The 17,378-nt window shown below is 61.7% G+C and carries 12 protein-coding genes and 3 pseudogenes; 4 read left to right on the top strand and 11 right to left on the bottom strand.

Annotated elements, in window-relative coordinates; translation table 11 throughout:
• Window positions 1-102: 102 nt before the first annotated feature.
• The gene (locus AC1DQ3_RS33380; protein ID WP_477124384.1) at window positions 103-852 is read right to left on the bottom strand and encodes a FadR/GntR family transcriptional regulator; all 750 of its coding nucleotides are present in this window, start codon (window positions 850-852) and stop codon (window positions 103-105) included.
• A 479-nt stretch (window positions 853-1,331) separates the two neighbouring features.
• Between AC1DQ3_RS33380 and AC1DQ3_RS33375 the strand changes: the two genes are divergently transcribed.
• Window positions 1,332-2,189 (top strand): HpcH/HpaI aldolase/citrate lyase family protein, encoded by an 858-nt coding sequence (locus tag AC1DQ3_RS33375; protein WP_477124383.1) that lies wholly within the window; start codon window positions 1,332-1,334, stop codon window positions 2,187-2,189.
• Between the two features lie 1,283 nt (window positions 2,190-3,472).
• Here AC1DQ3_RS33375 and AC1DQ3_RS33370 read toward each other — a convergent pair.
• The 9 genes and pseudogenes from AC1DQ3_RS33370 to AC1DQ3_RS33330 all read right to left on the bottom strand — a co-directional run bounded on the left by AC1DQ3_RS33370 (window position 3,473) and on the right by AC1DQ3_RS33330 (window position 13,227).
• The gene (locus AC1DQ3_RS33370) at window positions 3,473-3,946 is read right to left on the bottom strand and encodes a ProQ/FinO family protein (RefSeq protein ID WP_477124382.1); all 474 of its coding nucleotides are present in this window, start codon (window positions 3,944-3,946) and stop codon (window positions 3,473-3,475) included.
• 116 nt (window positions 3,947-4,062) lie between these two features.
• A pseudogene (locus AC1DQ3_RS33365) lies at window positions 4,063-4,311 on the bottom strand (tyrosine-type recombinase/integrase); the annotation flags it as partial.
• Between the two features lie 35 nt (window positions 4,312-4,346).
• Window positions 4,347-5,381, bottom strand: coding sequence for a hypothetical protein (locus AC1DQ3_RS33360; protein ID WP_477124381.1), 1,035 nt, complete (start codon window positions 5,379-5,381; stop codon window positions 4,347-4,349).
• Window positions 5,374-5,832: a hypothetical protein gene (locus AC1DQ3_RS33355; RefSeq protein ID WP_477124380.1), complete on the bottom strand. Its 459-nt coding sequence runs from the start codon at window positions 5,830-5,832 to the stop codon at window positions 5,374-5,376. The genes AC1DQ3_RS33360 and AC1DQ3_RS33355 overlap by 8 nt, the downstream gene beginning before the upstream one ends.
• A gap of 736 nt (window positions 5,833-6,568) precedes the next feature.
• Window positions 6,569-7,906, bottom strand: a complete 1,338-nt coding sequence (locus tag AC1DQ3_RS33350) for an FAD-dependent oxidoreductase (protein ID WP_477124379.1) — start codon at window positions 7,904-7,906, stop codon at window positions 6,569-6,571.
• 82 nt (window positions 7,907-7,988) lie between these two features.
• Complete coding sequence (locus tag AC1DQ3_RS33345) at window positions 7,989-9,416, bottom strand: NAD-dependent succinate-semialdehyde dehydrogenase (protein ID WP_042881223.1); 1,428 nt, start codon at window positions 9,414-9,416, stop codon at window positions 7,989-7,991.
• A gap of 62 nt (window positions 9,417-9,478) precedes the next feature.
• Window positions 9,479-11,155, bottom strand: a complete 1,677-nt coding sequence (locus AC1DQ3_RS33340) for a thiamine pyrophosphate-binding protein (protein WP_477124378.1) — start codon at window positions 11,153-11,155, stop codon at window positions 9,479-9,481.
• A gap of 144 nt (window positions 11,156-11,299) precedes the next feature.
• Window positions 11,300-12,217 (bottom strand): tripartite tricarboxylate transporter substrate binding protein, encoded by a 918-nt coding sequence (locus AC1DQ3_RS33335; RefSeq protein WP_477124377.1) that lies wholly within the window; start codon window positions 12,215-12,217, stop codon window positions 11,300-11,302.
• Between the two features lie 104 nt (window positions 12,218-12,321).
• Window positions 12,322-13,227: a TauD/TfdA dioxygenase family protein gene (locus AC1DQ3_RS33330; RefSeq protein WP_477124376.1), complete on the bottom strand. Its 906-nt coding sequence runs from the start codon at window positions 13,225-13,227 to the stop codon at window positions 12,322-12,324.
• Between the two features lie 176 nt (window positions 13,228-13,403).
• On the opposite strand from AC1DQ3_RS33330, the gene AC1DQ3_RS33325 reads away from it, so the two are divergent.
• Window positions 13,404-14,123 carry a GntR family transcriptional regulator gene (locus AC1DQ3_RS33325; protein WP_477124375.1) on the top strand — a complete coding sequence of 240 codons (720 nt, stop codon included), beginning with the start codon at window positions 13,404-13,406 and terminating at the stop codon, window positions 14,121-14,123.
• A 59-nt stretch (window positions 14,124-14,182) separates the two neighbouring features.
• Here AC1DQ3_RS33325 and AC1DQ3_RS33320 read toward each other — a convergent pair.
• Window positions 14,183-14,903, bottom strand: a pseudogene (locus AC1DQ3_RS33320) (IS6 family transposase).
• Window positions 14,904-15,208: 305 nt separating this feature from the next.
• On the opposite strand from AC1DQ3_RS33320, the gene AC1DQ3_RS33315 reads away from it, so the two are divergent.
• Together AC1DQ3_RS33315 and AC1DQ3_RS33310 are read left to right on the top strand one after the other, a co-directional pair.
• Complete coding sequence (locus tag AC1DQ3_RS33315; RefSeq protein WP_477124374.1) at window positions 15,209-15,523, top strand: hypothetical protein; 315 nt, start codon at window positions 15,209-15,211, stop codon at window positions 15,521-15,523.
• A gap of 238 nt (window positions 15,524-15,761) precedes the next feature.
• A pseudogene (locus tag AC1DQ3_RS33310) lies at window positions 15,762-17,378 on the top strand (integrase); the annotation flags it as partial.

Genomic DNA, 17,378 nt, shown 5'->3' with positions numbered 1-17,378 from the left:
CCGGTGGCACGGCCTGAATTCGGCGTGCAGGTCTCCAGCCCCCGCGCCGGCCAGGCCGCGCGGGAGTTGCAGTGTTGATGATGGGTTGGGGGGGGCGGGCGCCTAGCGGCGTCGCTCGCGTACGCGCATCGGCTGCTCCAGCAGGTGCTGGTAGTGGTCGCGCACCAGGTGTTCCAGCTCGCCGACGTGCTCAGCCATGGCTTTCACAGCCGCGCGTGCGTCACGGCGGCGGCACGCATCGAGGATTTGCTCGTGCGCTGCGATCACATGCTTACGGTTGCCGAAGGTGTAGCGCACGCCATGGTGCTCGCCGTGCGCGAGCAGGCTGATGGTGCCCCAGAACGTTTCCAGCACCTGATTGCCGCTTGCGCGTGCCACAACACTGTGAAATTCCCGGTTCTCGGCGACGAAAGCGATCTGATCGTCGTCGTTCATCGTTTTCATGCGTTCGATCGACGCGGCCATCTGTTCGAAATCCTCTTCGGTCCCGCAACGCGCTGCCTCGGCCGCGAGTGCCGGTTCGATGACTTCTCGGGCCTTGAGCACAGTGATGAAAGGCACGTCATTGAAGCGCAGGAAGATCGAGAAGCTATGCGCAAGCATCTCGATATTCGGCCGCCGTATCACCAGGCCACCACCGGGCCCCGGGCGCTGCTCCAGCACGCCCTGTGACTCGAGGATACGGATCCCTTCGCGCAGTGTCGGGCGGCTCACGTCGAACTGCTGCAGCAGTTCCGCCTCGGTGGCGAAGGTTTGGCCGGGCTCTTTGTCGGAGGCCGCGATGCGGGCCAGAAGCTCCTGCGCGAGCTGCTGCGACTTCCCCAAATAGGCGGCGGGTGTACGATCGGTCATTGCTTCACCTCCGCAAAAAGGGGAATACCGAAATCGTTCACCCCGATCGCTTCGAGAGTCACATGTTGGTTCACTGTAGTTGCGTCCTTGTGCATAGGGAGGTTCGGGAGAGGCGGGCGATCTGATGGATCTGGCGTCGTCCCCGAAGTCTACCTGACTGCAGCCATTGTCCGGTTGCAATTGATCTAAATGATTTAATTTCACTGTAGGCTTGTTTCTCTGCTGTGTCAAGCTGCGTTCGCAGGCAACGCATGTGGCTCGAGTCGCTAGGTGATCGATTGCACGCCGAAATGATATAAATTATTTGACTCGGGTGAACGGCCTACTTATCCTTGCTGGAACTGAGTGCCACGCCCCGGCGCTGGCATCGCCAGGAGTACCCAGACGTCAAGGAAGGCGTGGTTGCAGCCACGCCTGAACCGCTACGCAGGACGAGATCACCCATGCAAACCACCATGCCGCACCGGCTACGTTCGCTGTTGTTCGTCCCGGCCGATAGCGAGCGAAAGCTGCTTGCTTCCTTGAAGTCTTGTGCGGACGGCCTCGTATTCGACCTTGAGGACGCGGTGCCGGAACACGGCAAGCTGGCGGCCCGTCGCGGACTGGCCGACTTCCTGGCCGAACACCGTGCGTCGATGAACGCGGCGTTGCTCGTACGGGTCAATGGGCTTGCGTCCGGGCACATCCTAAAGGATCTCGCGGCTATCGTCGCGCACCGACCCCACGCCATCGTGCTGCCGAAATGCCGCAACGTCGAGGACGTGCATCGCCTTGCGGACTTCCTCGCGGCGTTTGAGTGCGCGTTGCTGGATAGCGCCTGCGAAATAGGCATCATCGCGATGGCCACAGAATCCTCTGAAGGTGTGTTCGGCCTGTCCTCGTATCGCAATGCACCGATGCGGTTGCGCGCGCTGATGTGGGGCGTCGACGACCTTGCAGCCGACCTGGGCGCCTTCTCCGCGCATGCCGGGCGTGAACTGACCTCACCGTTCTCGGTCGCGCGCACTATGTGCCTGCTCGCCGCTGCGCAGGCGGGGATCGATGCCATCGACGCGGTGAGCACCAGCCTGGCTGATCCCGACCAGGTCGGCGTGGAAGCGGCGCAGGCTCGGCGCGATGGCTTTGCCGCCAAGGCGGCAGCGCACCCGGCCCATATCGATGCGATAAACCAGGCATTTCTGCCACAGGAAGAGGAAGTGCGTTGGGCACGATCGGTGGTCGATGCCTTTTCGAAGGTAGGCGCCTCGGGTGTGGCGAGGCTTGGCAATGCGATGATCGACCGCCCACACGTACGCCTGGCGCATCGCATCCTTTGCCAAGTCGACGGCGAGGACTAAGGCAAGGTGCTCCGGCGCTGGACGAGGGCGGGTGATTCGTTATCTGCGATGCTGCTCCCGCCATCTCGTCAACTATCAGCAGCGACGTGCGCAAGGGCTGCCTATTTCAAGCGCGGGAGCGGAATCGGTCGTCGACTATGTGATTGGTCAACGCATGAAGAGGAATGGGCACATGCGTTGGACTATGCCGGGAGCCAATGCACTGCTGCAGGTGCGATGTGCCGTTCTCAATGGCGAGGACATACGCAATTTCAGGCGTTGGTACCCGCCCGACAGGCGAATCGAAGGATTTTCTAATGTAATCCCTGCGTCATAGAAGGTGCCCCCAATTTTGGCCACTCCCTCCGCTAGCGGCGACCGCTATATCCGCTAGCAATCACATGGCTGTAAACCATTGATCTATATGGCGAGACGGCCGTTCAGTGGCGATTTTTGCCGTTGTGCAAGAGCAACGCCATTTTCCGTCCATGTCCAACGATTCCGCTAATGCGGCTCAGCGGATCATTAATTCGGCTAACGCGGGCTACGCCGAGCCGGTGTCGGCGAAATTCTATTGCTGGGCGGGCAGGGCGGACGGGGAGGGTGACAGTTCGGTAGAGCCATGCGTATGACCGCACGAAAGATCGGGAAAATAGGGGTATTCTGGCGATCCGCGTTCACGCCACGACCTGCGCGCCAGGGAGATCTCCATTGAAAGCACTCGCGAGCATCGGCAGGAGAAGAGCGGTTTTCCTTCATCTATCCTGGCGGGCACCCACATTTGCGTAATTAGAGGTCGCCATTAGCCGAAATAGCGATCTGCAACACTAGCTTACCGCATCGCGCCGATCGGTCTTGACGTTCACCYGGCTTTTTCGGRATCAGTGACGGCGCGCACACCATGCAGTCGAATCCCTTCWGGATGAAGTCGCGGTRGAGGCCATAGCCSCAAGGGCCTGCCTCGTAGACGATCCGGATGTGGCGCGCTTTGGACKGCAGGCGCTTGACGGATTACTAGGCTGCCCGGGGCTAAAACGCAATTAATCGCCAGCATTTTGATCCCGTCTCAAATTAATAAGGGCTTGGCAGAAATATGGGGATAGCTCGCGCTTGGCATCCCTCCGATCCAGCAGTGTCCCGGCATCTGCTGCCGGTCACCATCCACGAGCTGTGGTCGGCGACGGCCTTGCGTCGAACCCGGGCGGGCTCGCGTGTGTTCGTCATCGTGCCGACACTTGTGTACGCAGCCCTGGAATCTGTGGTCGCCCGACGTCCGCGCCGACAAGGCGGGCGCCTATCCCAGTTCAGCTGGGTTTCGACGCGGTTTCGGGGCGAGATAACACGCGCGCCGCACGTTGGGCTTGCAGGCCCTGCGCCCGGTTCGCATCGGCGAGTGCAACGCGTCCCGCCTCCTGACCCGCCAGATCCACGCGCGGTGCGCCTTCCACCAGACAGGCCCAGTAGCGGGTGCCGCGGCACCAGGTCCGTATTGCATCGCGCAATGCCGGCTCCGTCAGGCCAAGTTCCTGCGCGTGCGGGACGAGATCCTCAAAGATGCCGATCTTGAGCGGCACCTTGGGTGCAGGATTCTTCGGAAAGGTTTGTGGGAACCGTTTCTGCAACTTCACGATGGCTTGCAGCACCGGATCGACGGGCTTAACGGGTTCCGCTGGGCGGGCCGAAGCCTTCGGGGGTGCGCGACGCGTTTTGGCCTGTGGCGCGGCCTTGGCTTGCTTTGCCAGTTGTTCCTTCAATGCCGCCAGTTGTTCGAAGCCCATCGTGTCCAGCCATTAAGAATGTGGCGCGATTGTAGCAATCCCTTGTGATTCGCGTTGCCGCCCGCGCCGCGACGGGGCATTGGCCGAACCAGGCATCCAGGCCAGGGCTTGCGCCATCACCCTTCGCGCGTCCAACCGATCCGGTGGCGTTCCTGCGTAGCCTCATGCCGCGCATCGTCCTCCGTGTGCAGGTAAGCGCTGGTGGTAGAAATCGACGCGTGCCCGAAATTGTCCCTCACGAAACGCAGGTCCACCTGCTGATCGGTCATGTGCGACCCCGCGGTATGGCGCAGCCAGTGCGCCGAGGCGCTGGCCAGCACCGCGGCCCGGCTTTCCCACTCGGGTCCGCGTGCGCGCAGGCGTGAAGGAGAGCGTGCAAAAGTTGGGGAGGCCGATTTCGTCAGGCGCCCGGACTTTCCGCGAGATCACGGCGTGTTTTGTTCGGCGACCGGTGCAAGTTTGGCGATGCTGGCCTGGTGGATTGGCTGAGACGCGAGACAGCGAGCTCAAGCGCCGAGATGCGGTTGGGTGAGAGTTCCCCGTTTAAAACCGCGACCCTGACCTGCACCAGGCAATGCGCTCCCTGGTCCGTCCAGCGCATCTGTCGCTTCTTAGCCATGCGATGGCTCACGACTTGGTTCACCGCGGACTCCGCGATGCTACTGCTGATTGGCAGGCCCTTTCGATACCGAGCGCCGTAGTTGGCCAACGTAGTTGAGTTGTTCCTCAGGTAGTAGGAGATTTTACGTAGGTGCTCCCACAGCGTGCTGTACTCATACCCTGTCCGCGTCAGCAGCTGAGCGTCCAGTGCCTTGATGCGCTCCAAGGCTTTGCGGCCCTTGCCATGCCAGACTAGAAACCTGGCGTGAGTTATTTCAGTCTCTATCGATTCTCGTTCCTCTCGTTCCAGTGCGTCCATCATCTTGCTGCCGAAGACAGAACGCTGCGCTGCGTTGAACTGCGTGGCGATGTGGAACCAATCGAGAATCCTGCCGCGAGCGAGTCGACTACCCTGTACGGTCTTCTCAAATTCACCGGCGTCGTCGCTGATCACGGTCACGCGTTCATCGGCCGCCACACCGTTTCGACTGAGGAAATGATCGAGTCGCGCCGCAGCCGAGGTGACTTCCCGATGCACATAGGCATAGAACTTTGGCGGACTGTCAGTGAATGTCGCTCGCCCGGCGATGAGGTTGACATGGCGGACATGGCGGCCAAGACCTCTCTCGGAGTCGCAATGCCGCAGCCACGCCGAGTCGACGCTCATGGCCGCGACATGCCTGGATTCGCGAATCTGAACGTCTGCTACCGAATGGGGCAGCTTCGCGATGTCGCGCTCGATGTCAGCATCAAGTTGTCTTCCAATGGTTCGAATTCGATTGCGCGCGCCGCTGAACGAAATGCCTTTGTCCAGCGGCAGTACTTCCTTAAGCATAGCGGTGGCCTGCCGGTACGGCATCTGGCTTGCCCACTTCGCCTGGAGGTATTTCAGCTCCGGGCGTGGTGCGATTAGTCAGAGCTTTAGACAAGGGATGAACCACACACCGCGGCGTCCGGACAGTCCGTTGGCAAGCACACGACCACAGTCGCGGGCTTTTCACGGTCACCTTGCCATACACAGTGCGCACCACCGTCGAACGATTGTCCTTGTGGCTCAACGCCTCGCCGCAGCGCCGACAATGGGTCTGGCCGGAGAGCCACCCCTCCACTTGCATCGAAACCAGCTCGGCTTGCACCTTAGCCAACAGCGACCGCCCCTCCGCGAGGGTCAGGCCCATGTCGGCAAGGCTACAGTCAGGGCGCTCAATCACGGCCACGACTCCGTCAACGTCTTGGCCGGTGTCGCTGCCCTCGTCGGCCAACCTGGCTTCGATGATCAACCGCATGGTTTGCTCCCTCCGTTGCGATACCGATCAGCGTAGCCCAGACGGAGCCGGCGCGGCGCCCAGATGCTCGAGCGGCCCTCCCTCGGTGGCCTCCCCATCTTTTGCACGCTCTCCTTCACGCCTGGCCGGCTGGTTCTATCGTCGAGCAGGGCGAACCTCTCGCGCGTAGCCATATCGCACCGGACAGGCCGCTATCCGGCCGGGCCATCCCGCCAAGGCAAGGGCGTGCGGCCTGCCTGATGCAAGCGGCGAGTGGACGCCCAGTACAGGGAACGCAAGGCAGGGTCGCGCGAGATCGCGACCTTGCTTGCGCAACGTTCAAGCAGTAACGGGGCTAGCGGCAGCGCGAATTCAGCCGCGCAAGCCACCAGCACCACTGCTTCCCGAACCGCATCGCGCTCAAGGCATCGCCGCAGGTCCAGGTGTACGGCGGCACGGTAAGCTTCCAGCGGAAAGGCAGAGTCTCGACGGGCCACGTTCCACAAGTGCCGCGACCGCGCTCTGACTTCGAGCAGCAATACGCTGCTGGGGCAAAGGCGCCGCCGCGCGCCATCCCGCTGGCGCGTCTGTTTCATCGTGGAGTTCGGGGCAATGGCATGCGCCTCGGAGTGTAATCCGCTCCGGGCGAGCCACGCGTTTGCAACCGCTCGCATGCTGCCTTGCTGGTAACGAGCCGCTCATGCCTTGTATATCTGGTCGCCTCGCGGGGCCTTGGATTGGCAAAGTGACGCGGTGCCTAGGCGCGCGGCGTCAGGATCGCACCCTCGCTTTCCAGCCGTGCCTGCAAGGGCTTCACCTGCACTGCCCGGGGATTGGCATCATGCGCCAGGCACATGGCAGCTGCCGTCCCGGCCGCCTCGCCCATGGCGAAGCAGGCGCCACCGATTCGCGCGGAAGCCTGCGCCATATGGGAGGCAGACAGGTTCCTGCCAGCCACAACAAGGTTGTCGGACCCCTTCACCAGCAGGCAGCCATAGGGGATACCGTACCACTCGCCGTCGGGCAGGAAGTCCCAGACGGTGTCGCGGCCGGCACCGTGTTTCTCGAGAGCCCACGAGGAACAGGCAATGCGGTCGTCCGGTTTCACGCACCCGCGCACATCGGCTTCCGTCAGTGTTATGTCTCCACGGATGCGCCTGCTCTCGCGGATGCCGACGCCGGCACCGATATCGATGACCCGGGCCTTGCCGAATCCAGGCACGTACTTGCGGAATACCTCCTCGTACATTGATACCTGGCGTCGACCGGTGCGCTCGGCCTCGGTCAGCTGGGCCGGGTCGAGCAGGTTGAACGGCAGTCCGTCGCCATCGCCCAACTTGGTCACATTGAGATGGAACACGCCGTCGATCGGGTTGATATGCATGCCGATAGTGGTGCGGGGCAGAGGATAGCCTTCGGCGACGGCGCTTTCCAGCAAGTCGCGCATTTGCGGGCGGGTCAGGCGCGCGGCGCGCGCCACGTCCACGTTGACGAAGCGGAACATCGACGATCCGAACTGTCTCTCGTCGCCTTTGCCGACTTCGAAACCCGCGCCGGCATGCGCAGCGACATCGCCGTCGCCGGACGCGTCGATCACCACGCGCGGCACGATGGCGCCGCGGCCCGCCTTGGACTCCACGATCACGGCGGTGACTCGCTGGCCGTCCTTCTGCACGCCGACGGCATAGGTGTGGAGCAGCACGTCTACGCCATGGGCCGCTGCCATGTCATCCGCGACCATCTTGAATGCGACGGATTCATACGGCGAGCCGACGATTTTCCCGTGGCGCAGCGGATCGAGGAAGCCATCGCGTTGCTTCAACCTATCTTCCAGTTCGAGATAGATGCCGCCTACCACGCGCGCCAGCCGCTGTTCGTCAACAATCATATGCGTACCGCAGATGCCGCCGAGCGTCACCGCGGCGAAAGTGCCTCCAAGAAAGCCGTATCGTTCGATCAGCATCGTCCGCGCGCCGCCGCGCGATGCAGCGCAGGCGGCGGCAAGGCCGGCGGAGCCTCCCCCAACGACGAGGACGTCGGGTTCGGCGATGACCGGGATTTCCCGGGGAATCTCCTGAATGGTCTTGAGTGCCATGGGTCGTTCTCCTTTACCCTTGTGTAGTTGTTTTGCGGCGCCGGTCAATGAATGCGCAAGGTGCTTGCGCGGCACTTGCCCGCTAGCAATGCGTGATGTATTTGATAACCAGGTAGCCGTCGAAACTCTCCGTACCACCTTCGCTGCCGACACCGCTGTCCTTGACACCGCCGAACGGCGTTTCCGCCAGGGCGCTGCCGAAATGGTTGATGTTGACCATGCCGGCCTCCAGCGCGCCGCTCGCGTACGTCGCCGTCTTCAGTGATTCGGTAAAGACATAGGACGACAGCCCGAAGGGCAGGGCGTTGGCTCGCGCGATAGCCTCCTGTGGATCGCTGAAGCGCAGCAGTGGCGCGATGGGGCCGAACGGCTCGTTGGTCAGGAGACGAGCATCTGCTGGCAGGTCGGTAACGACGGTCGGTGCGAAGAAATGGCCGGTGTGACCTAGCCGGGCGCCGCCGGTGGCAATCTTTCCGCCGCGGGCAAGCGCGTCGTCCACGAAGGCTTCCATTTCCACCACGCGGCGGGCGTGGGCGAGTGGGCCCATCTCCACACCGCTGTCCAGGCCATTGCCGACCTTGATCGATGCCAGTGTTTCCGTAAACCGCGCGGCGAAGCGGTCGTACACTTTGCTCTGCACGAAGAAGCGGGACGGCGATACGCAGACCTGCCCTGCATTGCGGACCTTGAAGCGCGCAAGCATGGTGGCCGCGGTGTCCACATCCGCATCGTCGAAGACTAGCACCGGCGAATGGCCCCCGAGTTCCCATGTGCCACGCTTCATGTGGGCACCGGCCAGCGAGGCGAGCTGTTTGCCGACACCGACTGAACCCGTGAAGGATACTTTCCGCACGCTCGGCGAGCGGATCAGGTAATCCGAAATTTCAGACGGCACGCCCCACACGATGTTGAGGCAGCCAGGAGGCAGGCCGGCATCGTGGAACAACCTCGCCAGCGCCACGACGGCGCTGGGCGAATCTTCCGGTCCCTTGAGGATCAGCGTGCAACCGCTGCCCAGCGCGGCCACCATCTTTCGCAGGGCCTGGTTGAACGGGAAATTCCATGGGGTGAACGCGGCGCAAACACCCACTGGCTCCCGCACCACGATCTGACGCACATTTGGCTGGCGCGGCGGAATCACGCGGCCGTAGATGCGGCGGCATTCCTCCGCATGCCACTCGGCATGCTCCGCGCAGCTCAGGACTTCGGCGATGGCTTCACTCAGCGGCTTGCCCTGGTCTCGCGTGATGTTCCTGCCAATCTCGGAGGCCCGCTCACGCGCGAGCTCGGCGACCTTGCGCAGGATGCGCGAGCGATCCAGCGGAGAGCTCTTGCTCCAGGATACGAAGGCGCGTTCGGCCGCGGACAGCGCGCGGTCGAGATCCGCACGGCTGGCGTGCGGCAAGTGCGCAAGGACCTCGCCCGTGGCGGGATTGCGCACCTCCTCAGTCCGGCGGCCATCGGATTCGACAAATTCTCCTTCAATATAGAGCGCAAGTGTTTCGTAGATATCGGACAATTTGAGTCCTTTCATCGGAGACTGGCTGAGTTGGCGGTGCCCGCCACCCGGCCTTACTGAGGGAGGCTCGCCTGAAGGTCGGCGAGAGTGCGGCGCGACGTCACCGCGCGGACATCGGTACGGACTTCGATCAGTGCTGCCTTGCCACTCGATCGTGCGCGTTCGAATGCGGCCGCGAAGTCCTGGGTGGAGGTCACGGTTTCGCCGTGCGCGCCATAGGCGCGCGCCAGTGCGGCGAAGTCCGGATTCACCAGCTGCGTGCCGGATGGCCGCTCGGGGTAGTGCATCTCCTGGTGCATGCGAATGGTCCCGAACACGCCGTTGTTAACAACGATGAAGATCACGGCAGCGTCATGCTGGATAGCCGTGGCCAATTCCTGGCCATTCATCATGAAGCAGCCATCGCCCGCGAAACAGACCACGGTTCTCTTCGGCGCAGCCAGCTTGGCCGCCACTGCTGCCGGCACCCCATAGCCCATCGCTCCGTTGGTGGGCGCCAACTGGGTTCGCCAAGGCTTGTACTGGAAGTAGCGGTGGACCCAGCCAGCATAGTTGCCGGCGCCATTGGTGATGATGGCGTCTTGCGGCAGGGCTTGCGCGAGCCCCTTGACGATCAGGGCGAGGTCGACGTCAAACGGTTGCGCCTGTGGCTCGATGTCGGCCAGATACTCGCGGTTGCTGTCGAGAATCCATTGCCGCCAGGGGCCGCACGGGATATCTTCCAGTTCGGCCAGCTGGCTGGCGAAGCGTGGCATTGCTGCGTTGATCGGCAGGGCCGGCTGGTAAAGGATACCGAGCTCTTCGGCGGCCGCATGGACATGCACGAGCGTCTGGCGCGCGTCAATGGGATCGACCAGGGTGTAGCCATTGGTGGTGGCCTCGCCCAGCCGGGCCCCAACCACCAGTAGCAGGTCTGCCTGTTTCACGCGTTCGGTCAGTTGCCGACTCATGCCTAGCCCGATGTTGCCGGCATAGTTGGGATGGCGGTTGTCGAACAGGTCCTGACGGCGGAATGCGGTAGCAACGGGCAGGCCGGCCGCTTCGGCGAAGCGCTGGATGTCGCGGCAGGCTTCGGCGGTCCAGCCGCTTCCGCCGAGAATCATCAGGGGGCGTTGGGCGTTGCAGAGCAGGCTGCGCAGCGTCCGCAGGTCCTTGCTGCTCGCCGATGGTTGGGCAATCTGGCATGGCGCGGTGTCCCTCACCGTGGCGCTTGCGGTCAGCATGTCTTCCGGCAGCGCCAGAACGACCGGTCCGGGCCGGCCAGACATGGCGATCTGGAAGGCGCGGTTGACGTATTCGGGAATGCGTTGCGCCGAGTCGATACTGGCAACCCATTTCGTCATCTGGCCGAACATACGCCGGTAGTCGATCTCCTGAAATGCTTCGCGGTCGACGAAATCGCTGCCGACCTGGCCAACGAACAGGATCATCGGCGTCGAGTCCTGGTAGGCGGTGTGGACGCCGATGCTGGCATTGGTCGCGCCAGGCCCGCGGGTGACAAAGCAGATGCCCGGCCTGCCAGTCAGCTTGCCGTAGGCTTCGGCCATGAATGCGGCGCCGCCTTCCTGGCGGCAGGTGACCAGGCGGATCGTGTCTTGCGTGTCGTGCAGTGCGTCCAGCACGGCCAGGTAACTTTCGCCCGGCACACAAAAGGCCATATCGGTGCCTTGCACCTTGAGGGCATCAACCAGGATTTGACCGCCGGAGCGGGTACTCGCGTTGTCAGGCATCGCTTCGATAGATAAAGAGTGGCCATCGGGCACCGCGTGGGGGCGCGGCTTGTAGTCAGGATTCGAGAGGAGAACCCGGCCGGGACGGGCACAGGTGGTGGGAGCTGTCCGGCCGCTATTCGGTTCACTTCAGTACGGTTCAGCTCAGTTGAGGGTGATCTTGGCTTCCCGGATCACGGCGCGCCATTTCCCGATTTCGTTGCGCACGAAGGTATCGGTCTTCTGCGGCGTGCTGCGCACGGCCTCAGCGCCCAGTTCGGCAAGCTGCTTCCTGAATGCCGGCTCCTCGGCCGCAGCATTCAAGGCGGTGCTCAAGGTGCCAATCACCTGAGGCGAGGTCTTCGCCGGCGCGAACAGCCCGAACCATCCCAGCACTTCATAGTCACGCAAGCCTGTCTCAACCACCGTTGGCGCGTCGGGCAACAGCTGCGAGCGTTTGCTGCTGGTCACCGCGAGCGGGCGCAGCGAGCCGCTTTTGATGTGCGGCAGCATCACGGCGATGTTGTCGAACATGATTGGCGTGCGGCCGGCGAGCAGGTCGGGCAGGGCGGCGGAACTGCCTTTGTAGGGCACGTGGAGCATGTCGACACCCGCCGCCTTCTTGAACAGTTCGCCAGCCAGGTGCTGGCCCGTTCCCGGGCTCGACGAAGCATAGGCCAGCTTGCCGGGGTGTTCCTTTAGGTAAGACACCAGTTCGGGAACCGAGTGTACCGGCAGCTTGGGATTGACGACGAGCACATAGGGCGTGGTTGCCACTAGGCCGACCGCCGCCAAATCCTTCTCGGTGTCGAACGGCTGGTTGGCGTAGAGCGTCGCGTTGGTCGCATGACTGCTCGGCGCGAACAGCAGCGTATCGCCATCAGCGGGGGCCTTGGCAACCATGCTTGCGGCGATCGACCCGCTCGCGCCAGCCCGGTTTTCCACAATCACTGTCCGGCCCAGCCTGGCGCCCAGGTTATTAGCAACCAGGCGCGCGATGACGTCTGTTGTGCCGCCCGGCGGAAATCCCACGACGATCCGCACTGGCGGTTCGGCGCGAACTGGCCCCGCCACGCCAGCCATGGCAGCCATCCCAGCCAGCAAGGCAAATACCACGGCGCGTCTGGCCGCTTTGTCGATGTATCGCTTCATGTCTCCTCCTTATTCGATGGTGCCGGGCTTGCAGTTCAGGACACCGCGACCAGTGCGCTCTTGGCCGAGCCTTCCTCGTGCTCATCGGGCAGGACGTAGCCGGATTTTTCGCCCAGCATGGAGCAACGCATCATGTGGCGCGGCTGGGACTGGTCGAAATCCTTCAGCGCGATATGCAGCGTGCAGCGGTTGTCCCACATCACCACGTCGTTGGGATTCCAGCGGTGCCGATAGACAAACTCCGGCGAGGTCGCATGCATGTTGAGGAAATCGAGAATAGGCTGGCTTTCTTCCTCGGTCATGCCGACGAAGTTGCGGACCCGCTCGCTGACGAACAGCGACTTGCGACCGGTGTCGGGATGGACTCGCACCAGGGGATGGACGATGGGTGGGTTCTTGGCCTTCAGGTCAGCGACCTGGGCGGGGTCGCGTCGGTTGAAACCCTTGATCAGCGTGATGTCGTGCACAGCCTCCAGGCCATCGACGAACTTTTGCATGATCGGGCTGAGCGTCTCGTAAGCCATGTACATATTGGCAAACATCGTATCTCCCCCGACATCCGGTTTTTCCTTGCACATCAGCACGGACCCTTTAGCGGGGCGATCGGTGTAGGAGAGGTCGGCGTGCCAGTTGCGGCCGGTGTTCCGCGTCTGGGACGGCTTGCCGTTGACCTGTTTATTGGTGACCAGCAGCACCTCAGGATACTCCGGGTGTCTGTAATAGGGCACATTTTCATTGTGCTCAATGTCACCCAGCTTGCCCGTGAATTCGATCAGTTGCGGCGGCGTCAGATCCTGGCCAGGAAAGACCAGCACGAGGTGTTGGTGCCATGCGGCATTCACCTGATCCACCTCGGTGCTTGACAGGGGCTTGTGCAGGTCCAATCCAAGAACCTCTGCGCCTGCTGCGTAGCCAAGCGGACGCACTTCGATATTGCTCATCGTTATCTCCGGGACGATTGTTCGATGCCACCTCGCTGGAGGGGTGCAGCTAGTATATATTGTCGTCTGTCTTATGTCGACAAACAACATTGATGAGGAAAGGGGCATTCCGCGGCATTCGGGCGCGGAGGGTCTGGACGGATATACTTGGCCTCACAAATTCTTGAGCTTTCCTTATGTCCGGCCTCAATTCCTTCTTTGAATCCCAGGCGGTCCAAGTCGGCCGCCTGGCCAAGTCGCTTCCCGAGCAAGTAGCGGAACAGTTGCTTGCGGCTGTTGCCGAAGGTGCGTTGGAACCAGGCGAGCGCCTGAAGGAGGAGATATTCGCGGAACGCTTCGCCGTGAGCAGGAGCACCATCCGGGAAGCCATTGCCCTGCTAGAGCGGCGTGGCATCGTCGAGCGCGTCGCCCGCTATGGTGCCCGCATCGTGATGGTTGACGCCGGCGAGATCGAAGAGATATTCAATATACGGGCGCAGTTGCTCGGCCTGGCTGCCCGCCTTGCCGTCGAGAAAGGATCAGATGAACTGATCACAACGCTGCAGGCGCAGGCCGCGAAACTGCGCAATCTGGCCAATGACCCGACCACGGAGCCAGCCGACTACGCTAGTACCTCGATCGAAACGCAACGCCTGCTCGTGGCTGCCAACGGGCGCAAGCGGCTAGTCTCGATCTATGAGGATCTGAGCAACCATGCGGTGTGGCGGTATGCCATCCGGGAAAAATCGATCAGCTTCCGCACCGCTCAACGCCGCATGGAGTCGGCGGAAGACTGGGAGAGGCTGGTGGCTGCTATTGCTGCGCGCGACGCCGATGGCGCTGAGCGCAACGCGAAGGCTTTGCTGCAGGCGTCATACCTAGCTGTGAAAGATCAGTTGGAAGGCAATGACGCTTGAAACAGGGCTCTGGTGCAAATAACCCGTATGGACGAGCTGTTGCTTATAGATTGAATATTTTATTGAGCCGACAGGACTGCATTCCAGACAGCGGGCGCAGCAGTATCTTTGAGCCCGCAGTTTTGCGAGGTCGAACTGGCCTTTTCGGATGCGGTGTATCAGCTCGATGCCGGCCAGAGTGGTTGCCGCGCTCCTGAAACGTTTGAAGCCGAGCATGACGTTCGTCCGGGACTTGACGTTGCGATGGTCCTGTTCGATCAGGTTATTGAGATATTTTAAGGATCGGACCTTTGTGTCTTCAGGCAGCAGGCCATCGGCCTTCATTTCGCGCACCGCGCGGTGGGAAGCCGCATAGCCATCGAGCGTGATGGTCTTCGGCGGCTGGCCTTGATGTTTGATTGCCTGCATGAAAAAGGCTTTGGCCGCGGCCACGTCGCGCTTTGCACAGAGCATGAAGTCAACCGTTTGGCCGGCCCGATCAACCGCCCGATAAAGGTAGACCCACTTGCCGCGAATCTTCAGGTAGGTTTCGTCGACACGCCACGACCGTCCCGCGAGCGTGCCGAAACGGTTCCAGCGTTTGACGAACTCCGACGCATAGCGCCGCACCCAGCGCAGGATCGTCGTGTGGGCCAGCGACAAGCCTCGTTCCGCCATCATCTCGACAAGATCCCGCAGACTGAGCTTGTAGCGCAGGTACCAGCGAACACAGAGAATGATCACATCGCGGTCAAAGTGACGGCCTGCAAACAACTTGTCCAGGCTCTTCCGCTTGCTCATCGTCGGCTCTCAATTCGTTCACCCCGACACTCTAACCGATTCGACATCGCTAATTGCACCAGAGCCGTGTAGCGCGCCAGCCAGGCGCCAGCTGGGTCGTAGTGGCGGCCAGATGGCGTAGAACCAAGCAATTCTGTCACTCCGGAATCTGCCTGGAACCCGCGCAGTATATAGAGGTCCGGCCGGTGAATTGACAATATTGCTTGCACTCCCCGCGAAGCAAAGTCGTCAATTCGCATAAGTCCGGATTAATTTCGTCAATTGGCATCCTAGACTTCGAATCCCGCTCGTAAGGCATTGATCTTATGGAAGATTCTCTGCACATAGCGGAGCCGGTTGCGCTCGTCCGCCCGCGCGGCGCGCACCGCTTCGAAGCCTTCAGTCCGAAGCTGAAGCGGCGGCTCACTTTCTACCGACGCTGTGCGTTCGACCAATGGGTCTTGATCGAATCCGATCCGGCAATCGCCCACTTTTGTGAGCGTCCCGGGTTCATTCAGTTTCGCGGACGGCGATACCTTGCAGACTTCCTGGTCTCGCACTCCGATCGGCAGGAGTTGGTACTCCTGCCCGAATCCAGTTATCGACGAAGAAACGAAGGAGGGGCTCGAGTTGAGCGCTGATGTGCTCAATGTCCGGCTGGTCGACGCGGCCGAACAGGCAGCATCACGCATCTGGATCGACAACTGGCAGCGCATGCTGCCAAGTATCGTAGCCACGCGAGGTCTCGTGTCGGTGTCACTGCTCGACGCGGTCGAGCGCTTTGTCGCCAGTCCAAAGCCGCTTCTAGCCATCGAGCGCGAGTTCTCGAAAGGTGACCCAGTGCTTGTGCGCGCCGCCATCTTCAATGGCCGACCCAGCGAAGACGGAAGTGGTAAAGCGGGCGCGTTCGCGCTTTTCTTAGAGCGCTTTCCGACGCTCTCGGGATGGCTGCTCCTAAAAGTAAAACAGCGCCGCGTGTCGCTCGAACAGGTTCATACCGATGGAAGACTACAGACACGCTTGGTTGGCCTGCATGTACTGCACGCGGAGTTTCTGTGGCAATGCCGGTCCCTCGGTCTGACGGCGGTGGACTACCCCTTCAATACGGATGGCCGTGCCATTCGGTCACTATCCGCGCGGCTTAAAGTCGAGTTGCTGCGCAATTTCCGCACGGCGGCACGGGCAGCAGGCGCCACGCACCTGAAGGGGCTTCCGCACTACGACAAGTCGGACAGTCGGCCGGCCATGCGCCCCTATCAGGTCGTGGAGTTCGACGGTCACCGACTCGATATCCGGCTGAAGGTGGTAGTACGCGATGCATTGGGCTTTGAACATGAGTTCGAGATCGAACGCGTTTGGTTGCTCGCAATCATCGACGTCTGCACGCGTGCGGTGCTTGGCTATCACCTTGCGCTGGGTCGCGAGTATTGCCGCTACGACGTCATCAAGACCATCGAGTCGGCCCTGGAACCGCATCGACCGCGCGACTTCACGATTCCTGGATTGGTCTACGGTGCGCACGACGGCTTTCCCTCACAGCGCTTGCCGGAGCTCGCGTACACACCTGGGAGTGGATGAAGCTTGACAATCCGAAGGCGAACCTCGCCAAGGAGACACTGGATGCCTTGTGCGAATTCGTTGGCTGTTGTGCAGACGCAGGGCCGAAGTACAGTCCCGATGATCGACCCTACATCGAACGCTTCTTCGGGACCATTGCGAGCAGACTGTCTTCCAGATTGCCTGGCTATACGGGTTCGCATCCCCGCGATTTGCGGCGCGCGCTGGCCGATCCCAAGGGAAAGCTACGCTTGTTTGTGTCGTTTGACGAGTTGGAGGAGTTGGTCGAATACGCGATCGCGAGCTACAACGGTACGCCGCATGCAAGCCTGAACAATGTCACGCCACTTGAGGCGATGGAGTATTTCATTCGGGGCAAGGAACAGTTGGTGACATGGCTGCCCGAACATCGGGCCCGCACGCTGTGCCTGATGCAATCGGCCAGGCGTTGCACAGTGCGCGCATACCTCGACCGGGGCGTTCGACCGCACATCAACTTGTATGGCGTGCGCTACACAAGCAGCGTCCTGGCCTGCAGCACGGATCTGATCGGAAAGAGCCTGCTTATCTATCTGAATGCCGATGATCTTCGCTGTGTCCGTGCGTTCCAACCTGACGGCGTTGAGTTGGGGCTCTTGGAGGCGCAAGGGGGCTGGGGCGTGATGCGGCACAACCTGAAACTACGCCAGCAAATCGATAAGGAGAGGAAAGACAAGAAGCGGTCACGTGTGCTAGTCGAGGCGAATCCCATCGAGGAATACGTCCACGGAAAGCTGGCTCAGGCAAAGAAGACACGGAAGGCCGCATCCGAACTGGCGGAGGCAAAGCGAATTCTGTCATCTGCGCCGACGGTGCGAACTGCGCTGGGGCGGGGCGCATCTGCTGCGCAGCCCACAGTGAACGCAGCATCAGCGCCGACCTTAGACAAGACCTCCGAGC

Source organism: Cupriavidus sp. 01T418, from assembly GCF_056398885.1.
This window is presented reverse-complemented; position numbering and strand designations above follow the sequence as displayed.